Consider the following 16924-nt stretch of genomic DNA (forward strand, 5'->3'; position numbering starts at 1 on the left):
CATGGGAGTCCCAGCGACGCTGCGGGTGTTGATCGTCGAGGACGACCTGGTCGACCGCATGGCCTGCCGGCGCGCGTTCGCCGCCGCCGGCAGGCCCTTCGAGCTGCTGGAGGCCGACAGCGGCGAGGCCGGCCTGGCGCTCGCGCTGGAGCGCCGCCCCGACTGCGTGCTGCTGGACTACCACCTGCCCGACCTGACCGGGGTGGAATTCCTGGACCGCCTGAGGGCCGGCCTGGCCGGGGGCGAGGCCGGCCCGCCGGTGATGATGCTGACCGGCGCCGACAGCGCCACCGTGGCGGCCGAGGCCATGCGGCGCGGCGCGCGCGACTACCTGGTCAAGGACGGCGACGGCCACTACCTGGAACTGCTGCCGGCCGGCATCGACCGCATGCTGCGCGAGCAGCGCCTGCTCGACGAGAAGCGGCAGGCCGAGGCCAAGTTCCGCACGCTGGTCGAACAGATCCAGGCCATCACCTACATCGCCGATCCCGGCGAGGCCGGCGCGCTGCGCTACATCAGCCCGCAGATCCGGGCGCTCGGCTACACCGACGAGGAATGGCTTGCCGACCCCGGGCTGCACCGCGACCGCCTGCACCCGGACGACCGCGAGCGCGCCTGGGCCGCGATCCGCGCCAGCCGCGCCCTGGGCACGCCGCTGCGGCAGGAATACCGGCTGCGGGCACGCATCGGCAGCGAACTGTGGATGCGCGACCAGGCCGACCGGGTGGACGCCGGCGGCGGCGAATGGTTCATGCAGGGCATCCTGATCGACATCTCGGCCAGCAAGCTGGCCGAGCAGGCGCTGCGCCACTCGCAGAACGAGCTGCGCCAGCTGGCCGCGCACCAGGAGCGCATCAAGGAGGAGGAGCGCAAGCGCATCGCGCGCGAGGTGCACGACGAGCTGGGCGGCCTGCTGACCGGCATCAAGGCCTATATCTCGGTGGCCATCGAGCGCGGCGCGCAGCAGGGCGGGGCGCCGGACCCGCTGCTGGCCGAGACCGCCGGCCTGGCGCAGACCGCGATCGACACGGTGCGGCGGGTGATCGCCGACCTGCGGCCCAGCGTGCTGGACCAGCTGGGCGTGTGGGCCGCGCTGGAATGGTACGCCGAGCAGGTGGCGCTGCGCTCGGGGCTGCGCTGCGACTGCCGCGTCGGCGCGGCGGCGGCGGCGCTGGAACTCGATCCCGAGCGCAGCACCATGCTGTTCCGGGTGGCGCAGGAGGCGCTGACCAACGTGGTGCGCCACGCCGAGGCCAGCGCGGCGACGGTGGCGGTGGAACTGGAGGAGGGCGCGCTGCTGCTGACCATCACGGACGACGGCAAGGGCATCGACTCCGAGGGCCTGCTGAGCAGGGAGTCCTGGGGCATCCTCGGGATGCACGAGCGCAGCCGCAGTTTCGGCGGCGAATTGAAAATGAGCGGCGCGCCCGGACGGGGCACGGTGTTGGCCCTGCGGCTGCCGCTGGCGAATACAACCTGGAATGGCGACTGACGATGGCAAATGAACCGATCCGCGTGCTGCTGGTGGACGACCACGCGATCGCCCGCAACGGCGTGCGCCTGATGCTGGGCACGGCCCCCGACATCCGCGTCGACGGCGAGGCGGGCGACGCGCAGGAGGCGATGCGGCGCATCGCCGAGCGGAGCTTCGACGTGGCGCTGCTCGACATCACGATGCCGGGCAAGAGCGGCCTGGACCTGCTGAAGACGCTGCGCGCGGAACGCCCGCGCATGGCGGTGCTGATGCTGAGCACCTATTCCGAGGAGATCTACGCGGTGCGGGCGCTGCGCCTGGGCGCGGCCGGCTACCTGACCAAGGACGCGCCCACGGCCACCCTGGTGGCGGCGGTGCGCAAGGCCGCCGCCGGCGGCAAGCACGTCAGCCCGGCGCTGCTGGAAAAGCTGGCGGAGGCGATCGGCGGCGCCGGCGGCGGCGACCACGAGTCGCTGTCGAACCGCGAGCTGGAGGTGTTCAAGCTGATCGCGGCCGGCGAATCGCTGGTGCGCATCGGCGAGCTGCTGCACCTGAGCCCGAACACGGTGACCACCTACCGCGCCCGCATCCTGGAGAAGATGGGCATGGCCAGCAACGCCGACCTGACCCGCTACGCGCTGCAAAACGGCTTGATCTGACCAGGTCCGGGCTCGCGTGTGGGGGATCCCCTACACAAAGTGTTGGCGATGCCCGATAGGCGGAAAGCGCGCCGGCGGCGATACTGGCTCCATTGGCGGCGCGCTCTCCGCGCCGCGCCCAACAGGAGCTGGACCATGCATCCAACCATACCGATCGCCGTCGTCAATCCACAACGCCCGGGCGCCCGGGCCGAGGTGCGCTGCGGCCTGTGCAGCTTCAACAAACTGTGCCTGCCCCAGGGCCTGGACGAGCACGACATGGGTCGCCTGGACCAGATCATCGTGCGCCGCCGCCGCGTGCTGCGCGACGAGAGCCTGTACGCCATGGGCCAGTCCTTCCACAGCCTGTACGCGGTGCGGCTGGGCCATTTCAAGACGGCCCAGGTCAACCGCCGCGGCGAGCAGCAGATCACCGGCTTCCACATGGCCGGCGACCTGCTGGGCATGGAGGCCATCGGCAGCGGCCAGCACAGCTGCGCCGCCGTGGCGCTGGAGGACAGCGAGGTGTGCGAGATCCCGTTCGCGCGCCTGCAGGAACTGGTGCTGCAGGTGCCGCCGCTGATGCAGCATTTCCACCGCACCATGGCGCGCGAGATCCAGCGCGAGCAGTCGGTGATGCTGTTCCTGGGCAATATGCGGGCCGAGCAGCGCCTGGCGCTGTTCCTGCTCAGCATGGGCGCGCGCTACGCGGCGCGCGGCTACTCGCCGGCCAGCTTCCAGTTGCGCATGTCGCGCGAGGACATCGGCGGCTACCTGGGCCTGACCATCGAGAGCGTCAGCCGCCTGCTGGCGCGCTTCCGCAAGCAGGGCTGGATCAGCCTGGACAAGCGCGAGGTCAGCCTGCTCGACCTCGCCGGGCTGGAGCGGTTGTCGCTGGGCGTGGCGGGCGAGGCGGAGGACGGCGGCGTCGGCGGCGGCGAGGCCGGCAACCAGCCGGACTACGCCGCGCCGCGCGCGGCCTGAATGGCCCCCGCCCGCGGCGACCAGGCGGAGCTGTCGTGAGCGCGCGCGAAGCGGAGCCGGCCATGCCCGCCGCGGGACCCACGGCGCGGCTGCGCCGGCTTGGCATCGAGGCCTGCCAGCAGCCGGTGGCCTACCTCCGCGGCGACAGCGCCGTGTGCAAGTCGGAGGGCTTCGGGTCGCGCTCGCGGCTCGAGTTGTGGCACGGCGGGCGTTGCGTCACCGCCACCTTGAACGTGCTGCTGCACGGCGCCGGCCTGGCCCTGCTGGAACCGGACGAGATCGGCCTGTCCGAGGCCGCCTGGCGCGCCCTGGGCGCTGCGGACGGGGCCGCGCTGCGGCTGCGCCACGCCGCGCCGCCGCCATCCTTTTCCGCGGTGCGCGGCAAGATCCACGGGCGTCCCTTCGGCGCCGACGCGGCCGCGCGCATCGTCGGCGACGTCGCCGCCGGGCGCTACGCCGACATCGAGCTGGCCGCGCTGGTGGCGGCGTGCTCCGGCCAGCGCCTCGACGCGGCCGAGACCGCCGCGCTGTCGAGCGCCATGGTGGACGCCGGACAGCGCCTGCGCTGGGACGCGCCGGTGGTGGCCGACAAACACTGCGTGGGCGGCCTGCCCGGCAACCGGACCACGCTGCTGGTGGTGCCCATCGTGGCCGCCTGCGGCGTGCTGATCCCCAAGACCTCGTCGCGCGCCATCACCTCGCCGGCCGGCACCGCCGACACCATGGAGACGCTGGCGCCGGTGGCGCTGGACCTGCCCGCCCTGCGCCGCGTGCTCGAACGCGAGGGGGGCTGCGTGGCCTGGGGCGGGACCATGGCGCTCAGTCCGGTGGACGACATGCTGATCCGCGTGGAGCGCCCGCTGGGACTGGACAGCGACGGCCTGATGGTGGCCTCCATCCTGTCCAAGAAGGTGGCCGCCGGCGCCACCCACGTGCTGATCGACATGCCGGTCGGGCGCACGGCCAAGGTGCGTTCGCCGGAGGAGGCCGGCGCGCTGGCGCGGCGGCTGTCGGCGGTGGCGCGCCACTTCGGGCTGAAGCTGGCGGTGCAACTGACCGACGGCGCGCAACCGGTGGGGCGCGGCATCGGCCCCGCGCTGGAGGCGCGCGACGTGCTGGCCGTGCTGCGCGGCGAGCCCGGCGCGCCGGACGACCTGCGCCGGCGCGCGCTGCTGCTGGCCGGCGGCGTGCTGGAGCTGGCCGGCAGGGCGGCGCCCGGCGCCGGCCTGGCGCTGGCCGCCGCGACCCTGGCCGGCGGCGCCGCCTGGACCAAGTTCCAGGCCATCTGCGCGGCCCAGGGCGGCATGCGCGAGCCGCCGCGGGCGCGCTACACGCGCGCCGTGTGCGCGGCCCACGCCGGCACGGTGGTGGCGGTGGACAACCGGGTCCTGGCGCGCGTGGCCAGGCTGGCCGGCGCGCCCGGGGCGCCGGCCGCCGGGCTGGAATTCCACGCGCCGCTGGGCACGCCGGTCGCGGTCGGCCAGCCGCTGCTGACCCTGCACGCCGAGTCGCCCGGCGAACTGGCCTACGCGCTGGCCTACGCCGAGTCCCAGGACAACCTGGTGACGATCGCGGCCTCCGCATGAGGGGGAGCCGCGGCCCGGCCGAACGTTTTCGTTGATTCCGGGTCGAAGTGTCGGCGCGTGGCGCGCAACCGCCGCGGCGCCGGCACGCCATTGGGCACACGCGCGGCCATCCGCGCCCACCGCGAAGAGCAGAACCATGGACCGTCACGAACACCAGGCGCCGGCCAGTCCGCCGCCGACACCGGCGCCCGGCGCCGCGGCGGTCTACACCTGTCCGATGCACCCCGGGATACGACGGGACCGGCCGGGAAGCTGCCCCAGGTGCGGCATGGCCCTGGAGCCGCTGACGCCGGGGCCCGGCGCCGCCGACGACGCGGAACTGCGCGACCTCGGCCGGCGCTTTTGGGCCACCTTGCCGCTGACGGCCGCCGGGACGGCCGCGCCGGCAATGGCCGGGCCATGATTTAACCGTTCGCAACGCACACCAGGAGAATCGAAATGAAAACCACATTCCTCGCGGCCGCGGCCGCGGCCATGCTCGGCCTGGCCGGCGCCGCCATCGCGGCGCCGGACGAGGCGCAGCGCCAAGCCATCCAACGCGCCATGGCCGCCAAGGACAAACTGCGCGAGGCGGAGGCGGCCAAGGGCGCCGAGCGCGCCAAATTGATGGGCGAGCATATGCGGATGATGAAGGAGGTCATGGACGGGATGCGCGCGATGGAGCCGCGCCCCGGGACCACCGTGCAGGAGCGCGAGGAATGGATGAGGGAACACCAGCAACTGATGCGGCAAATGATGGATCAGATGATGGCCGAGCATCACATGATGATGAAAGGACACGCGGACGGCAAGAAGCCGCACGACGCCGAAAAAAGGGACGGCCAGCAGAAGGATGGGCCGGAACACAAGCATTGAACCGGCCGACGAGCCGATTCCTCCCTGACCTCCGCCGCCGCCGCAGCCACTCGACAGGATCAGCCATGAAAACGCCCGCACGCCCGCTTGCCCGCCCCCTCGCGCTCGCGCTCGCTCTTGCGCTCCCGCTGCTTTTCGCGCCCGCAGCCCGGGAGGTCCACGCCGCGCCGCGCTACGCCATCACGCCGACCGGGGCGCCCGGCGCGCCCCACGCGGACCTGGCCATCAACCGCGCCGGCGACATCGCCGGCACCGCCTTTGTCTTCAGCGGCGGCGTGTTGACCGGCCTGGGCCGGCTGGGCGGCGACTACGCCGAGGTGGGCGGCGTCAACGACGCCCGCGCGCTGACCGGCACCGTGTATTCGGGCTTCGCCCACGCGGAACCCTACATTTATCGGGACGGCGTGACGACGACGCTGGGCGCGTTGGGCTGGAACACCGGCCACGGCCACGCCATCAACAACAGCGGCATGGTGGCGGGCATGATCGACACCAGCCCGTTCGACTATCCGAACCTGTTCGCCTTCGGCTTCGTCCACGCCGACGGCGTGACGCGGGCGCTGCCCACGCTGGGCGGCCGGCGCAGTTCGGCCAACGACATCAACGACGCCGGCGTCGCCGTCGGGATGTCGGACTACCCCGAGGGACGGGGCGCCAGCGCGGTGCGCTACGAGAACGGCGCCGTCACGGCGCTGGGAACGCTGCCGGGCAGCGAGGTGAGCGGCGCGAACGCCGTCAACGAGCGGGGCGACGCCGCCGGCCACGCGCTGGTGCGGCTGGGCGACGCCTACTATTCTCGCGCGGTCCTGTTCTCCGGCGGCGAGGTGGTCGATCTGGGACTGCTGGGCGGCGCAGCCAACAACAGCGTCGCCCACGACATCAACATCTGGGGCGAGGTGGTCGGCACCGAGAGCGGTTTGCCCGGGAGCAGCACCGGCTTCCTGTATACGGAAGGCCGGCTGCTGGACTTGAACGCGGTGGTGGCGGCGCCGGGCGGCTGGACCATCGCCGGCGCCCGCGGCATCAACGACCGGCACCAGATCGCAGCCTGGGGATGCGACGCGGCGGGCTGCCAGGCCTTGTTGCTCAGCCCGCTCCATACCCGAGCCGCGGGCCTGGCTGATGCTGCTGGGCGGCCTGGGCGTCGTCCTGGCCGGCCGCGGGCGGCGGCCGGGCGAATTCGCCACCTGTTTCAAAGGCTTAACTTTCTTCGTCGAACGCCCGGCATTGCGCGTGGTGGCCGCTAGAGAGGCACGGAGCCTATCGAGACCGGAACAAAGCGCCTTGCCGCATGCGACGGCGCAACGGTAGTCGCATGTGTAAGGTTGAGCTTAAACACGCTCACAACTTGAGCCAGGCTGCCTGCCTGATCCTGTAGCGAGCCAGCGGCGGCGGCGGCTTCTTCCACCAGGGCTGCATTTTGCTGGGTGACTTCATCCATCTGTGCAATGGCGTGATTGATCTGCTCGATACCCGAGGTCTGCTCCTGGCTGGCCGCGGTGATCTCGCCCATGATATCGGTCACGCTCTTGATGCTCTCGACGATGGCCTGCATGGTCGATCCGGCCTGATCGACCAGCTTGGCGCCGATATCGACTTTTTCCACGGAATCCCCAATCAAGGTCTTGATTTCCTTGGCGGCGGCGGCTGAGCGTTGCGCCAGGTTGCGAACCTCGCTGGCGACGACGGCGAAACCTCGGCCTTGCTCCCCGGCGCGCGCCGCTTCGACCGCCGCATTGAGCGCCAGGATATTGGTCTGGAATGCGATGCCGTCGATCACGCCGATGATGTCGACGATTTTCTTGGACGATGCGTTAATCGACTCCATGGTATCGACGACTTGCGACACGACTGCGCCACCCTTGACGGCAACCTCAGAAGCCGATATCGCCAGCTGGTTGGCTTGGCGCGCATTGTCGGCATTCTGCTTGACGGTCGAGGTCATTTCTTCCATCGAGGACGCGGTTTCTTCCAGCGAACTGGCTTGCTGCTCGGTGCGGGACGACAAGTCAAGGTTGCCACTAGCAATCTGCTTGGACGCGGTGGCGATGGTGTCGGTGCCGGTGCGCACCTGACCGACGATATTGACCAGGCTGTCGTTCATTTCCTTCAGCGCTTGCAGCAGTTGACCGGCTTCATCCTTGCGGCTCACCTCGATGCGACTGGTCAGGTCGCCGCGCGCTACGGTTTGTGCGACTTTGACCGCCTCGCTCATTGGACGTGTGACACTGCGCGTAATCACCAACGCGACCAGGCCGGCGAGCACAAGCGTGATGGACGTGACCGCAACGATCAAGGTGCGTGTCGCCAGATAGACTTCATCCGCGTTCGCCCCTCCCTCGTCCATCTGCTCAGACTGAAACTTCGCCATCGCATCCAGCGCAGCCCAGTAGGCATTGTTGGTCGCCGCGAAATCGTTGCGCAAGAATTCGGCTGCCGCATCTTTGTCGGATTTCGCTAACGCGTACAGCTTGTCGTACTTTGGATCGAGCAATGCGCGCTTATCCATGATCTCTTTGAAAAGCTGCTTGCCTTTCTCGGTACTAATCAGTTTTTCCATTTTCGCGAGATCTTCGACAATCTTGGGACGATTCGTGCTCTCGACGATCCTCTTGAATTTCTCGGCTTCCTCGTCGCTGGCGGAAAGCAACATGCTGCGCAACATCCGTCCATTGTCAATCGTGAGTGTAATCGTGTCATTGGCCAACAAGACCTTCGGATAGCGGTCTTTCATGATGAGATTCATTCCATCATTCATTGCGCCGAGCCGCGACACGCTCATGATAGAGAGGCCGAGCATAAACGCAACGATCGCGCCAAAGCCCAATCCCAGACGCACGCCTATCTTTAAATTTTTCATTGTCATCCCCTCCCTTGAAGAAATTCTTCTTGTGCGGCTGGGCACGTCACTCCTACGCAGCCAGTCTGTCGATCAAACCTATCTCGGTGGATGACATCAGCCTGTCGATATCGGTCAGGATCAACATACGCTCTTCCACCACGCCGAGGCCGGTCATGTAATCGACATCGAACTCGGATCCCATGTCGGGTGCCGGTCTGATTTGCTCGTCCGTTAGGGTGATGACATCCGACACACTATCGACCACCATGCCCATCACGCGGCCGCCGATGTTGAGGATGATGACGACCGTGAACTGGTCATAGCTCGGGGTGCCCAGATTGAATTTGATGCGCATGTCGATGATCGGCACGATGATGCCGCGCAGATTGACGACGCCCTTGATGAATTCGGGCGCGTTGGCGATCCGGGTCACGGCTTCGTAGCCGCGCAACTCCTGAACCTTCTGGATGTCGATGCCGTATTCTTCCTCGCCCAGGGTAAAGGCGAGAAATTCGAGGGCCTTGGAAGGCACCCGCGATTCATCCGCAGAACTGGCTATGGGTGCAACGTTTTGTACCGTACTCACTCAAAACTCCTTTGAAAAATGGGAACGTGCTTTGAAAATCGATTGCGGATAGGCGTCATTGACCTGTCGCCGGTCGCCTACGGAAAGGAGGAAGCGTGCCGGCACAATCGCCGAAGAGGTAAATCATTGAAAGCCACAAGCCGGTCGAAGGTACGGGGTACCGTCCGAGTTCGAATCCGATGCCCCGATGGGCGAGATCTACGCGCGAGCGGAGAAGGATATTCGTGACCAAATTTGCCAACAATCAAACGATCGCGATACGCGGGCTCGCCGGTTCGGATCGATCAAGCCCATGCGGCCAGTGCAACGGGGCGCGCAACGGGCGGGCTTGCGCAATATATTTTCCACGCATCAACCTTTATTTTTTTTGAATGAAGCAATGCACACGCCGGATTCTCAAACCGGAACTCTAATGCAATATTTCCAAGAAAAATATCAGCGAATCCCTGAATTCCCATAAGGAAATCCTGACCCGGTAAAGGGCGAAGCCACAATTTGAAGACATTTAGCTTTGCCGCGGTTCTTGCAGTGGCGCAACACGCCCTCCATCACCGCCGCCACCTCTGACGAGGAGCGGCCGGCGGCCGGGCGGCGCCCGCTAGCGCTGCAGCACATAGGTGCCCGGCGCGGCGCCCAGGTCCGGGCCCATCGGCGGCGGCGGCGCCATCGGCCCGGCCTGCGCCGCCAGCCACGACTCCCACACCGGCCACCACGAGCCCTCGCCGCGTCGCGCCTGCGCCAGCCAGGCGTCGGCGTCGGCGTAGGGCGCGCCGGGAACGCGCCGCGCGATGCGGAACTCGCGGCCGGCGCGGCCGGGCGGCGACACCACGCCGGCGTTGTGGCCGCCCGTGGTCAGCAGGAAGGTGGCGTCGGTGCTGGTCTGCTGCAGCAGCTTGTAGACCGAGCGCCACGGCGCCACGTGGTCGGTGGTGGTGGCCACCGCCAGCACGGGCAGCTCCAGTTCGCCCAGCGACACCGGGCGCCCGTCGCACAGGTAGCGCCCGCGCGCCAGCTCGTTGTCCAGGAACAGGCGGCGCAGGTATTCGCTGTGCATGCGGCAGGGCATGCGGGTGGCGTCGGCGTTCCAGGCCATCAGGTCGGTCTCGGCCTGGGGCTCGTCGAGCAGGTAGTGGCGCAGCCGGCGCGACCAGATCAGGTCGTTCGAGCGCAGCATCTGGAAGGCGCCGGCCATTTGGCGCGTGTCCAGGTAGCCCTGTTCCCACATGCTCGCCTCCAGGAAGCTGACCTGGCTCTCGTCGATGAACAGCGACAGTTCGCCCGGCTCGGTGAAATCGGTCTGCGCCGCCAGCAGCGTCATGCTGGCCAGCCGCTCGTCGCCGTCGCGCGCCATGGCGGCCGCCGCGATCGCCAGCAAGGTGCCGCCCAGGCAATAGCCGGCGGCGTTGACGCGGGCCGCTCCCGTGATGCGAGCGACCTCGGCCAGCGCGGCCATCACGCCGTCGCACCGGTAGTCCTCCAGCGACAGGTCGCGGTCGCCGGCGTCCGGGTTCTTCCACGAGATCATGAACACCGTGTGGCCACGCTCGACCAGGTAGCGCACCAGCGAATTGTGCGGCGACAGGTCGAGGATGTAGTACTTCATGATCCAGGCCGGCACGATCAGCAGGGGCCGCGCGTGGGCGCGCTCGCCGGCGGGCGCGTATTGCAGCAGTTCGATCAGACGGTTGCGGAACACCACGCGTCCCGGCGTGGCCGCCACCTCCGCGCCGGGACGGAAGCGCTCGCTGCCGCCGCTCTGCTGGCGCCGCCAGTCCGCCAGCGCGGCGGCCGCGCCGTTCACCAGGTTGGCGCCGCCGCGGCGCATGGTCTCGTCCAGCACCACGGGGTTGGTGAGCACGAAGTTGGACGGGGCCAGCATGTCCAGGAACTGGCGCACGGTGAAATTGACGATGTCCTCGTGGTGCCGCGAGACGCCGCGCACGCCGGTGGTGGCGATGTGCCACCACTGCTGCTGCAGCAGGAAGGCCTGCGCCAGCAGGTCGTAGGGCGCGCGCCGCCAGGCGGGATCGGAAAAGCGCTGGTCCTGCGGCAGCGGTTCGACGCCGGACTCGGCCTCGCCGGACTCGCCCGCCTCGCCGGCCAAGGCCGGATGCAGGGCGTAGCGCTGCCAGCGCATCAGCTTGCGCACCGCCTTGCCGGCCAGCTCGGCGCGCTTGGAGGGCGACAGCGCCAGGTGCGCCAGCCAGTCGGCGTACGCCAGGCCCACGCCCACCGGCGACAGGTGGCCGGTGGCCTTGCCCAGCCAGGCGTTCAGCAACAGGTCCCAGTGCGCCCACTCGCGCTGGCGCGTGGCGTCCTTCCCGTGGTCCTGCCAGGCGCTGGCCGCGCGTTCGACCGGCGCGGCGGCGGGTTCGGGCGCGTTCATGCGCCCCGCAGCACCAGCACCGGCACGCCGCTGTGCACCAGCACCTTGTGCGTCACACTGCCCAGCAGCACGCCTGTCAGGCCCAGATGGCCGTGGCTGGCCATGGCGATCAGGTCGCAGCCGCGCTCGCGGGCGGCCTCGACGATGCGCTTGTGCGGCTGGTCCGAACGCAGCGCCAGGGTGTCGCATTCGACCCTGAGTTCGCGCGCGGCCTCGCTGGCATGGGCCAGCGCCAGCGCGCCTTGCTCGGTGCTGTCCTGCATGAATTCCTCGCGCGTCTCCTCCAGCATCGCCGGGCGGTAGGTGAAGACGTGGAAGTCGGGCAGCACGTGCAGCGCGGTGACGCGCGCGCCGCAGTCGCGCGCCAGGCGCAGGCCGGCCTCGAGCGCGGCGCGGCCGGCCTCGGAACCATCGACCGGCAGCAGGATGTGTTTGAACATGGTGGGTCTCCTTAGTTGTATGTGTGAAGCGGGCCGGAGGCGGTCCGGAGCGCCGGCGGAAGCGGGTTCGCCGCCGCCTCGGCCAGCGCCAGGTCCATCGAGACGATGTGCAGCACGAACCAATGCGGCAGTTGCGCCAGCGCCTGGCGCGCCGGGGCTGGATCCCCCCGCAGCAGGGCGCCGGTCGCGCGATGCAGCGGGGCCAACATCGAAGCGTGCTGTTCGCGGTGGGCGCGCAGGCCGGGGTGGGCCAGCCGTTCCATCAGCGCCTCTTCCTCGCGGAAATCGGCCTCCAGGCGCTGGACCAGGGCGCCCCAGGCCGGCGTGAATTCCCGATCGGCCAGGCGCGCCAGGCGGCCGAGCGATTCAAACAGCAGGCGGTGCGATTCATCCATGCCCGCGTGGCCCAACTCCATGGCCGACGACCAGAGTAATGTGTGCATCTTTTTCCTTTCCCGGACATTCGCGCCGATGGGACCAGTCTGCGCATGGCGGCGCCATGCGGCCATGATCCAGATCAAATTCGTCCAAGGTCGCGCGCGCATGTTCTTGACTTGCAACATGCCTGTCGGCCAATAATGTGATAGCGAACCACAGGGGAGGGGACATGGCGGTCACCGCGGCGAACAAAGGCCCGCGCGGCGGGGTGGGGTGGCTGTTCGCCCTGACGCTGTTGCCCGGCGCGCTGGTCGGGGGCGCATTCCTGCTGACGCTGCGCCAATCCGGCGGTTCCGCCTGGGCCGTCGCCGCCGTGCTGGCCGCGCTGGCCGCGGGCGCCGCCATGGCCTGGCGCTTCGCGCGCGCGGTGTCGCGGCCGCTGGCGGCGCTGGAGGAGGCCGCGCGGCGCGCCGCCGAGGGCGACGGATCCGCGCGGGCGCCGCTGACGGGTCCGCTGGAGATCGTCCGGCTGGCGCGCCGCTTCAACGAGATGCAGGCCGCGCGCGAGGCCGCCGGGGCGCGGCTGGAACTGGTGTCCAGCGTGTTCAGCGCCACCGCCGAGGGCATCGTGCTGGCCGACGCCCAGATGCGCATCGTCGAGGCCAACCGGGCGTTCCAGGCGATGAGCGGCTACCGCCGCGAGGAATTGATCGGCGAATCGACCCGCATCCTGCAATCGGGCAAGCACGACCGCGCGTACTACGAGCGCATGTGGCGGGCCATCGCCGCGCACGGCCATTGGCAGGGCCAGATCTGGGACCGGCGGCGCGACGGCTCGCTGTTCGCCGCCTATCTGACCATCAGCCGGGTGGTGGACGCCGGCGGCGCGGTGAGCCACTACATCGCGCTGTTTTCCGACATCACCAGCCAGCGGCTGGAGCAGGAGGAAATCGAGCGCGTGGCCTACACCGACCCGCTGACGGGGCTGCCCAACCGGCGCCTGCTGGCAGACCGCCTGCGCCAGGCCCTGGCGCGGGCGCGGCGCGACGGCACGCTGCTGGCCGTGTGCGCGATCGACCTGGACGGCTTCAAGGCCGTCAACGACAACGGCGGGCACGAGGCGGGCGACGAGGTGCTGGTGGCGGTGGCGGCCCGGCTGCAGCGCCTGCTGCGCGCGAACGACACGGTGGCGCGCGTGGGCGGCGACGAGTTCGTGCTGCTGCTGGCCGACCTGGACGAGCCGGCCAGGGCCGAGGAGATCGCGGAGCGGGTGGTGCTGGCGGCGCGCGAACCTGTCGCGCTGCCCGGAGGGGGGAGCGCGGCGGTCTCGGCCAGCATCGGCATCGCGCTGTATCCGGTCGACGCCGAGAGCCCGCGGGACTTGCAGCGCCTGAGCGACGGCGCGATGTACGCGGCCAAGCGCGAGGGGCGCGACCGGTTCCGCCGCGCCGGCGGCGGCTGAGGGCGCCGGGCACGCCCGGCTCGCCGCCACGCCTGGCGCGCCGTCAAGCCTAGTGCGCCATCAGCACCGGCAGCGTCATCGAACGCAGGATGGTGCGCGTGACCCCGCCCAGCAGCAGTTCGCGGTAACGCGCGTGGCCGTAGCCGCCCATCACCAGCAGGTCGGCGCCGGTGTCGGCGGCCAGCGACAGCAAAGCGTTGCCGACGTCGATGCCGGTGAGCTGGGCGCACACCTCGACGCGCACGCCGTGGCGGCTCAGGTACATGGCGATGTCGGCGCCGGGCTGCTCACCGTGCACGCCGTCGCCCTCGCCGGGATTGAACACCACCACCGACACCAGCGCGGCGTCGCGCAGCAGCGGCAGGGCGCAGGCCAACGCGCGCGTGGCCTCCATGCTGCCGTCCCACGCCACCAGCACATGGCTGCCGACGTGCTCGTGCCGTCCGGCGTAGGGCAGCACCAGCAGCGGGCGCGCGGCGTTCAGCAGCACGTACTCGGGCAGGTCGCGCCAGGCCCCGAGGGCGGGGTCGTCGGGATCGGTCTGGCTGACGATGGTCAGGTCCGCGTAGCGCGCCTGCAGCGCCATGCCGCCGTCCAGGTCGTCGTTGACCAGCCGCCCCTCGCGCGAGTCGACCCCGAGGCCGGCGGCCTGCTGTTCGAACAGGGCCAGCGCGTCATCGGCGGCCTGGCGCATGAGGGCGATCTGTTCGGCCACCAATTGGCCGCCCTGTTCGATGGCGACCGGCGGCAGAAAGCGCGAGACCCCGGTGAGCGCGGCGCCGACCAGATGGGCGTCGTAGGTGCGGGCCAGCGTCGCGGCGAACGCGATGCGGTCCTTGGCGTGGCGCGAGGTGTCGGCGTGGACGAGGATGGTGCGATAGGACATGGCGGTGCTCCGTTTGTGGTGACAGGTCGGCCCAGCGTAGGGACGGGCAGGGCCGGCGTCCAGCGGCAAGGCGGGGTGAACGCGGATTTGTTTGGGATTTTTGATCTGGGTCAATTTTTTTCTTGCTCCAAATCATTACTCTGACTGCACATCAATGCATAGCGAGTCCCGCCATGAGTTCAGCAACCGACATCGCCCCGATTGCGCTTTGCGCCCAACGCCGGGGCGAGACGCCACCACCCGCGGCCTGCCACAGCTTCGCCTGCGCCATACTCGACGCCTTGCCCGAGCAGATCGCGGTGCTGGACGCCGGCGGCGACATCGTCGCGGTCAACGCCGCGTGGCGCCGCTTCGCCGACGAACAACGGACGCCGCCGGTGCGCTGCGGCGTCGGCGCAGGCTACCTGGACGAGTGCCGGCGCGCGGCGGCGCGCGGCGCCGAGGGCGCGGCGGACGCGCTGGCCGGCATCGAGGCGGTGCTGGCCGGGGAGCGCGACGGCTTCTCCATGGAGTACACCTGCCACAGCGAGGAGCGTCAGCGCTGGTTCGGCATGTCGGTGACGCCGCTGGCGCACGGCTGGGCGGGGGCGGTGGTGGCGCACGGCGACATCACGGCGCGGCGCCAGGCCGAGGCCAGCCTGCGGGTGGCCGCCATCGCCTTCGATTCGTCCGACGGCATGATGGTGACCGACGAGCACGGCGTCATCCTGAAGGTCAACCAATCGTTTTGCAACATCACCGGCTACAGCGCGACGGAGATTGTCGGCCAGCGGCCCGCCGTGCTCAGCTCTGGCCGCCACGACGCCGCCTTCTACCGGGAGATGTGGCGCTGCATCAACGAGCACGGCGGCTGGGAGGGCGAGATATGGAACCGGCGCAAGAACGGCGAGGTCTACCCCGAGCGCCTCAGCATCGCGGCCGTCAAGGATTGCGACGGCGCGGTGACCAACTACGTCGCCGCGATCACCGACATCACCGTCAGCAAGGCGGCCAGCGACGAGATCAAGATGCTGGCCTTTTACGATCCCCTGACGCGCCTGCCGAACCGCCGGCTCCTGCTGGAACGCCTGAACCAGGCGCTGGCCGCCGCCGCCGCCGGGCGCCACGGCGGCGCGCTGATGTTCCTCGACCTGGACAACTTCAAGACCCTGAACGACACGCTGGGCCACAACGTCGGCGACCTGCTGCTGCAGCAGGTCGCCGCCCGCCTGCAAGCCTGCCTGCGCCAGGGCGACACGGTGGCGCGCCTGGGCGGCGACGAGTTCGTTGTGCTGCTCGAGGGCCTGGGCGGCCAGCCGCTGGACGCGGCGGCCGAGGCCGACGGCGTGGCCGGCAAGATCCTGGCCGCGCTGAACGAGCCCTACAGGCTGGGGGCGCACCAGTGCCACAGTTCGGCCAGCGTCGGGGTCGCGCTGTTTCACCACGGCCACCCGCAGCGTCCGGACGAGCTGCTGATGCACGCCGACATCGCCATGTACCAGGCCAAACAGGCCGGGCGCAACGGCGTGCGCTTCTTCGACCAGAGCATGCAGGATTCCATCAGCGCCCGCGTGCGGCTGGAGAGCGAACTGCGGCTGGCCCTGGAGCGGGATGAGTTCGAGCTGTACTACCAGGCGCAGGTGGACCAGCGCGGCCGCATCGTGGGCGCCGAGGCGCTGGTGCGCTGGAACCACCCGAACGGCGGCTGCGTGCCGCCGTCCCGCTTCATTCCACTGGCCGAGGAGACGGGGCTGATCCTCGCGCTGGGCGGCTGGGTGCTGGAGCGCGCCTGCGCCCAGTGGAAGGAGTGGCAGCGCCTGCCCGGCACGCGCGGCCTGACGGTGGCGGTCAATGTCAGCGCCCGCCAGTTCCACCAGCCCGATTTCTGCGAGCGGGTCGCCGCGGCGGTGGCGCGCCACGGCGTGGCGCCGGGCGTCCTGAAACTCGAATTGACCGAAGGCATGCTGCTCGAGAGCATGGAGCGGACCATCGCCACCATGCACCGGCTGAAGCGCATCGGCGTGCGACTCTCGCTGGACGATTTCGGCACCGGCTACTCGTCGCTGCAGTACCTGAAGCGGCTGCCGCTGGACCAGTTGAAGATAGACCAGTCCTTCGTGCGCGACCTGGTCGGCGACGGCAACGACCAGGCCATCGTGCTGACCATCATCGCCATGGCGCGCAGCCTGAAGCTGGAGGTCATCGCCGAGGGCGTGGAGACCGAGGCCCAGCGCGCACTGCTGGCCAAGCTGGGTTGCCGGCGCTACCAGGGCTACCTGTTCGGCCGCCCGGTGCCGGCCAGCGAGCTGATGCGCGCGGTTGCGGACGGCCCGCCCGGGCGCGGGATTCTAATGCGCTTTCCGGGCCACGGCAATCCCGCATACGGGAGGGTGTTGCTTGATTGATACTCTTCCCCGCCTAACACTCA

16 protein-coding genes are annotated in these 16924 nt (G+C 69.6%); 10 read left to right on the forward strand and 6 right to left on the reverse strand.

Annotated features, from left to right (window positions below):
- Window position 1 precedes the first annotated feature (1 nt).
- From BM436_RS19165 to BM436_RS19195, 7 genes are all read left to right on the forward strand, one after another.
- Entirely contained in the window at window positions 2-1492 is a 1491-nt protein-coding gene (locus tag BM436_RS19165) for a response regulator (RefSeq protein WP_093557131.1), read from the forward strand.
- Between the two features lie 2 nt (window positions 1493-1494).
- Window positions 1495-2133 (forward strand): response regulator transcription factor, encoded by a 639-nt coding sequence (locus tag BM436_RS19170; protein WP_093557132.1) that lies wholly within the window; start codon window positions 1495-1497, stop codon window positions 2131-2133.
- 135 nt (window positions 2134-2268) lie between these two features.
- Window positions 2269-3096 carry a fumarate/nitrate reduction transcriptional regulator Fnr gene (gene fnr / locus BM436_RS19175; RefSeq protein WP_093557133.1) on the forward strand — a complete coding sequence of 276 codons (828 nt, stop codon included), beginning with the start codon at window positions 2269-2271 and terminating at the stop codon, window positions 3094-3096.
- A gap of 62 nt (window positions 3097-3158) precedes the next feature.
- On the forward strand, window positions 3159-4682 hold the full coding sequence (locus BM436_RS19180; RefSeq protein WP_093557191.1) for a thymidine phosphorylase family protein: 1524 nt from the start codon (window positions 3159-3161) through the stop codon (window positions 4680-4682).
- A gap of 136 nt (window positions 4683-4818) precedes the next feature.
- The gene (locus tag BM436_RS37935; RefSeq protein WP_093557134.1) at window positions 4819-5085 is read left to right on the forward strand and encodes a heavy metal-binding domain-containing protein; all 267 of its coding nucleotides are present in this window, start codon (window positions 4819-4821) and stop codon (window positions 5083-5085) included.
- Window positions 5086-5120: 35 nt separating this feature from the next.
- Window positions 5121-5537, forward strand: a complete 417-nt coding sequence (locus BM436_RS19190; RefSeq protein WP_177307335.1) for a hypothetical protein — start codon at window positions 5121-5123, stop codon at window positions 5535-5537.
- A gap of 65 nt (window positions 5538-5602) precedes the next feature.
- The gene (locus BM436_RS19195; protein ID WP_093557135.1) at window positions 5603-6784 is read left to right on the forward strand and encodes a hypothetical protein; all 1182 of its coding nucleotides are present in this window, start codon (window positions 5603-5605) and stop codon (window positions 6782-6784) included.
- Here the strand turns inward: BM436_RS19195 and BM436_RS19200 are convergent.
- Both BM436_RS19200 and BM436_RS19205 read right to left on the reverse strand, forming a co-directional pair.
- The gene (locus BM436_RS19200) at window positions 6781-8397 is read right to left on the reverse strand and encodes a methyl-accepting chemotaxis protein (protein ID WP_093557192.1); all 1617 of its coding nucleotides are present in this window, start codon (window positions 8395-8397) and stop codon (window positions 6781-6783) included. The two genes, BM436_RS19195 and BM436_RS19200, sit on opposite strands and share 4 nt — an antisense overlap.
- Window positions 8398-8449: 52 nt before the next feature.
- A complete protein-coding gene (locus tag BM436_RS19205) occupies window positions 8450-8938 on the reverse strand; it encodes a chemotaxis protein CheW (RefSeq protein WP_093557193.1) in 489 nt (162 codons plus the stop codon).
- Between the two features lie 214 nt (window positions 8939-9152).
- On the opposite strand from BM436_RS19205, the gene BM436_RS36280 reads away from it, so the two are divergent.
- A complete protein-coding gene (locus BM436_RS36280; RefSeq protein WP_143133225.1) occupies window positions 9153-9425 on the forward strand; it encodes a hypothetical protein in 273 nt (90 codons plus the stop codon).
- A gap of 138 nt (window positions 9426-9563) precedes the next feature.
- Here the strand turns inward: BM436_RS36280 and BM436_RS19210 are convergent, their stop codons facing one another.
- From BM436_RS19210 to BM436_RS19220, 3 genes are read right to left on the reverse strand one after another with little or no spacing between them, the layout of a single operon-like run.
- Window positions 9564-11351, reverse strand: a complete 1788-nt coding sequence (locus tag BM436_RS19210; protein ID WP_093557136.1) for a PHA/PHB synthase family protein — start codon at window positions 11349-11351, stop codon at window positions 9564-9566.
- Window positions 11348-11791 (reverse strand): universal stress protein, encoded by a 444-nt coding sequence (locus BM436_RS19215; RefSeq protein WP_093557137.1) that lies wholly within the window; start codon window positions 11789-11791, stop codon window positions 11348-11350. The genes BM436_RS19210 and BM436_RS19215 overlap by 4 nt, the downstream gene beginning before the upstream one ends.
- 11 nt (window positions 11792-11802) lie before the next feature.
- Window positions 11803-12234: a bacteriohemerythrin gene (locus tag BM436_RS19220; protein WP_177307340.1), complete on the reverse strand. Its 432-nt coding sequence runs from the start codon at window positions 12232-12234 to the stop codon at window positions 11803-11805.
- A gap of 164 nt (window positions 12235-12398) precedes the next feature.
- Here BM436_RS19220 and BM436_RS19225 point away from each other — a divergent pair, with 164 nt between their 5' ends.
- On the forward strand, window positions 12399-13631 hold the full coding sequence (locus BM436_RS19225) for a diguanylate cyclase domain-containing protein (protein WP_093557139.1): 1233 nt from the start codon (window positions 12399-12401) through the stop codon (window positions 13629-13631).
- 49 nt (window positions 13632-13680) lie between these two features.
- Here the strand turns inward: BM436_RS19225 and BM436_RS19230 are convergent, their stop codons facing one another.
- Entirely contained in the window at window positions 13681-14517 is an 837-nt protein-coding gene (locus BM436_RS19230) for a universal stress protein (RefSeq protein WP_093557140.1), read from the reverse strand.
- Between the two features lie 173 nt (window positions 14518-14690).
- On the opposite strand from BM436_RS19230, the gene BM436_RS38510 reads away from it, so the two are divergent.
- A complete protein-coding gene (locus tag BM436_RS38510; protein WP_093557141.1) occupies window positions 14691-16901 on the forward strand; it encodes a putative bifunctional diguanylate cyclase/phosphodiesterase in 2211 nt (736 codons plus the stop codon).
- The last annotated feature ends 23 nt before the right edge of the window (window positions 16902-16924 follow it).

Source organism: Pseudoduganella namucuonensis, from assembly GCF_900116645.1.
GTDB classification, from domain to species: domain Bacteria; phylum Pseudomonadota; class Gammaproteobacteria; order Burkholderiales; family Burkholderiaceae_D; genus Rugamonas; species Rugamonas namucuonensis.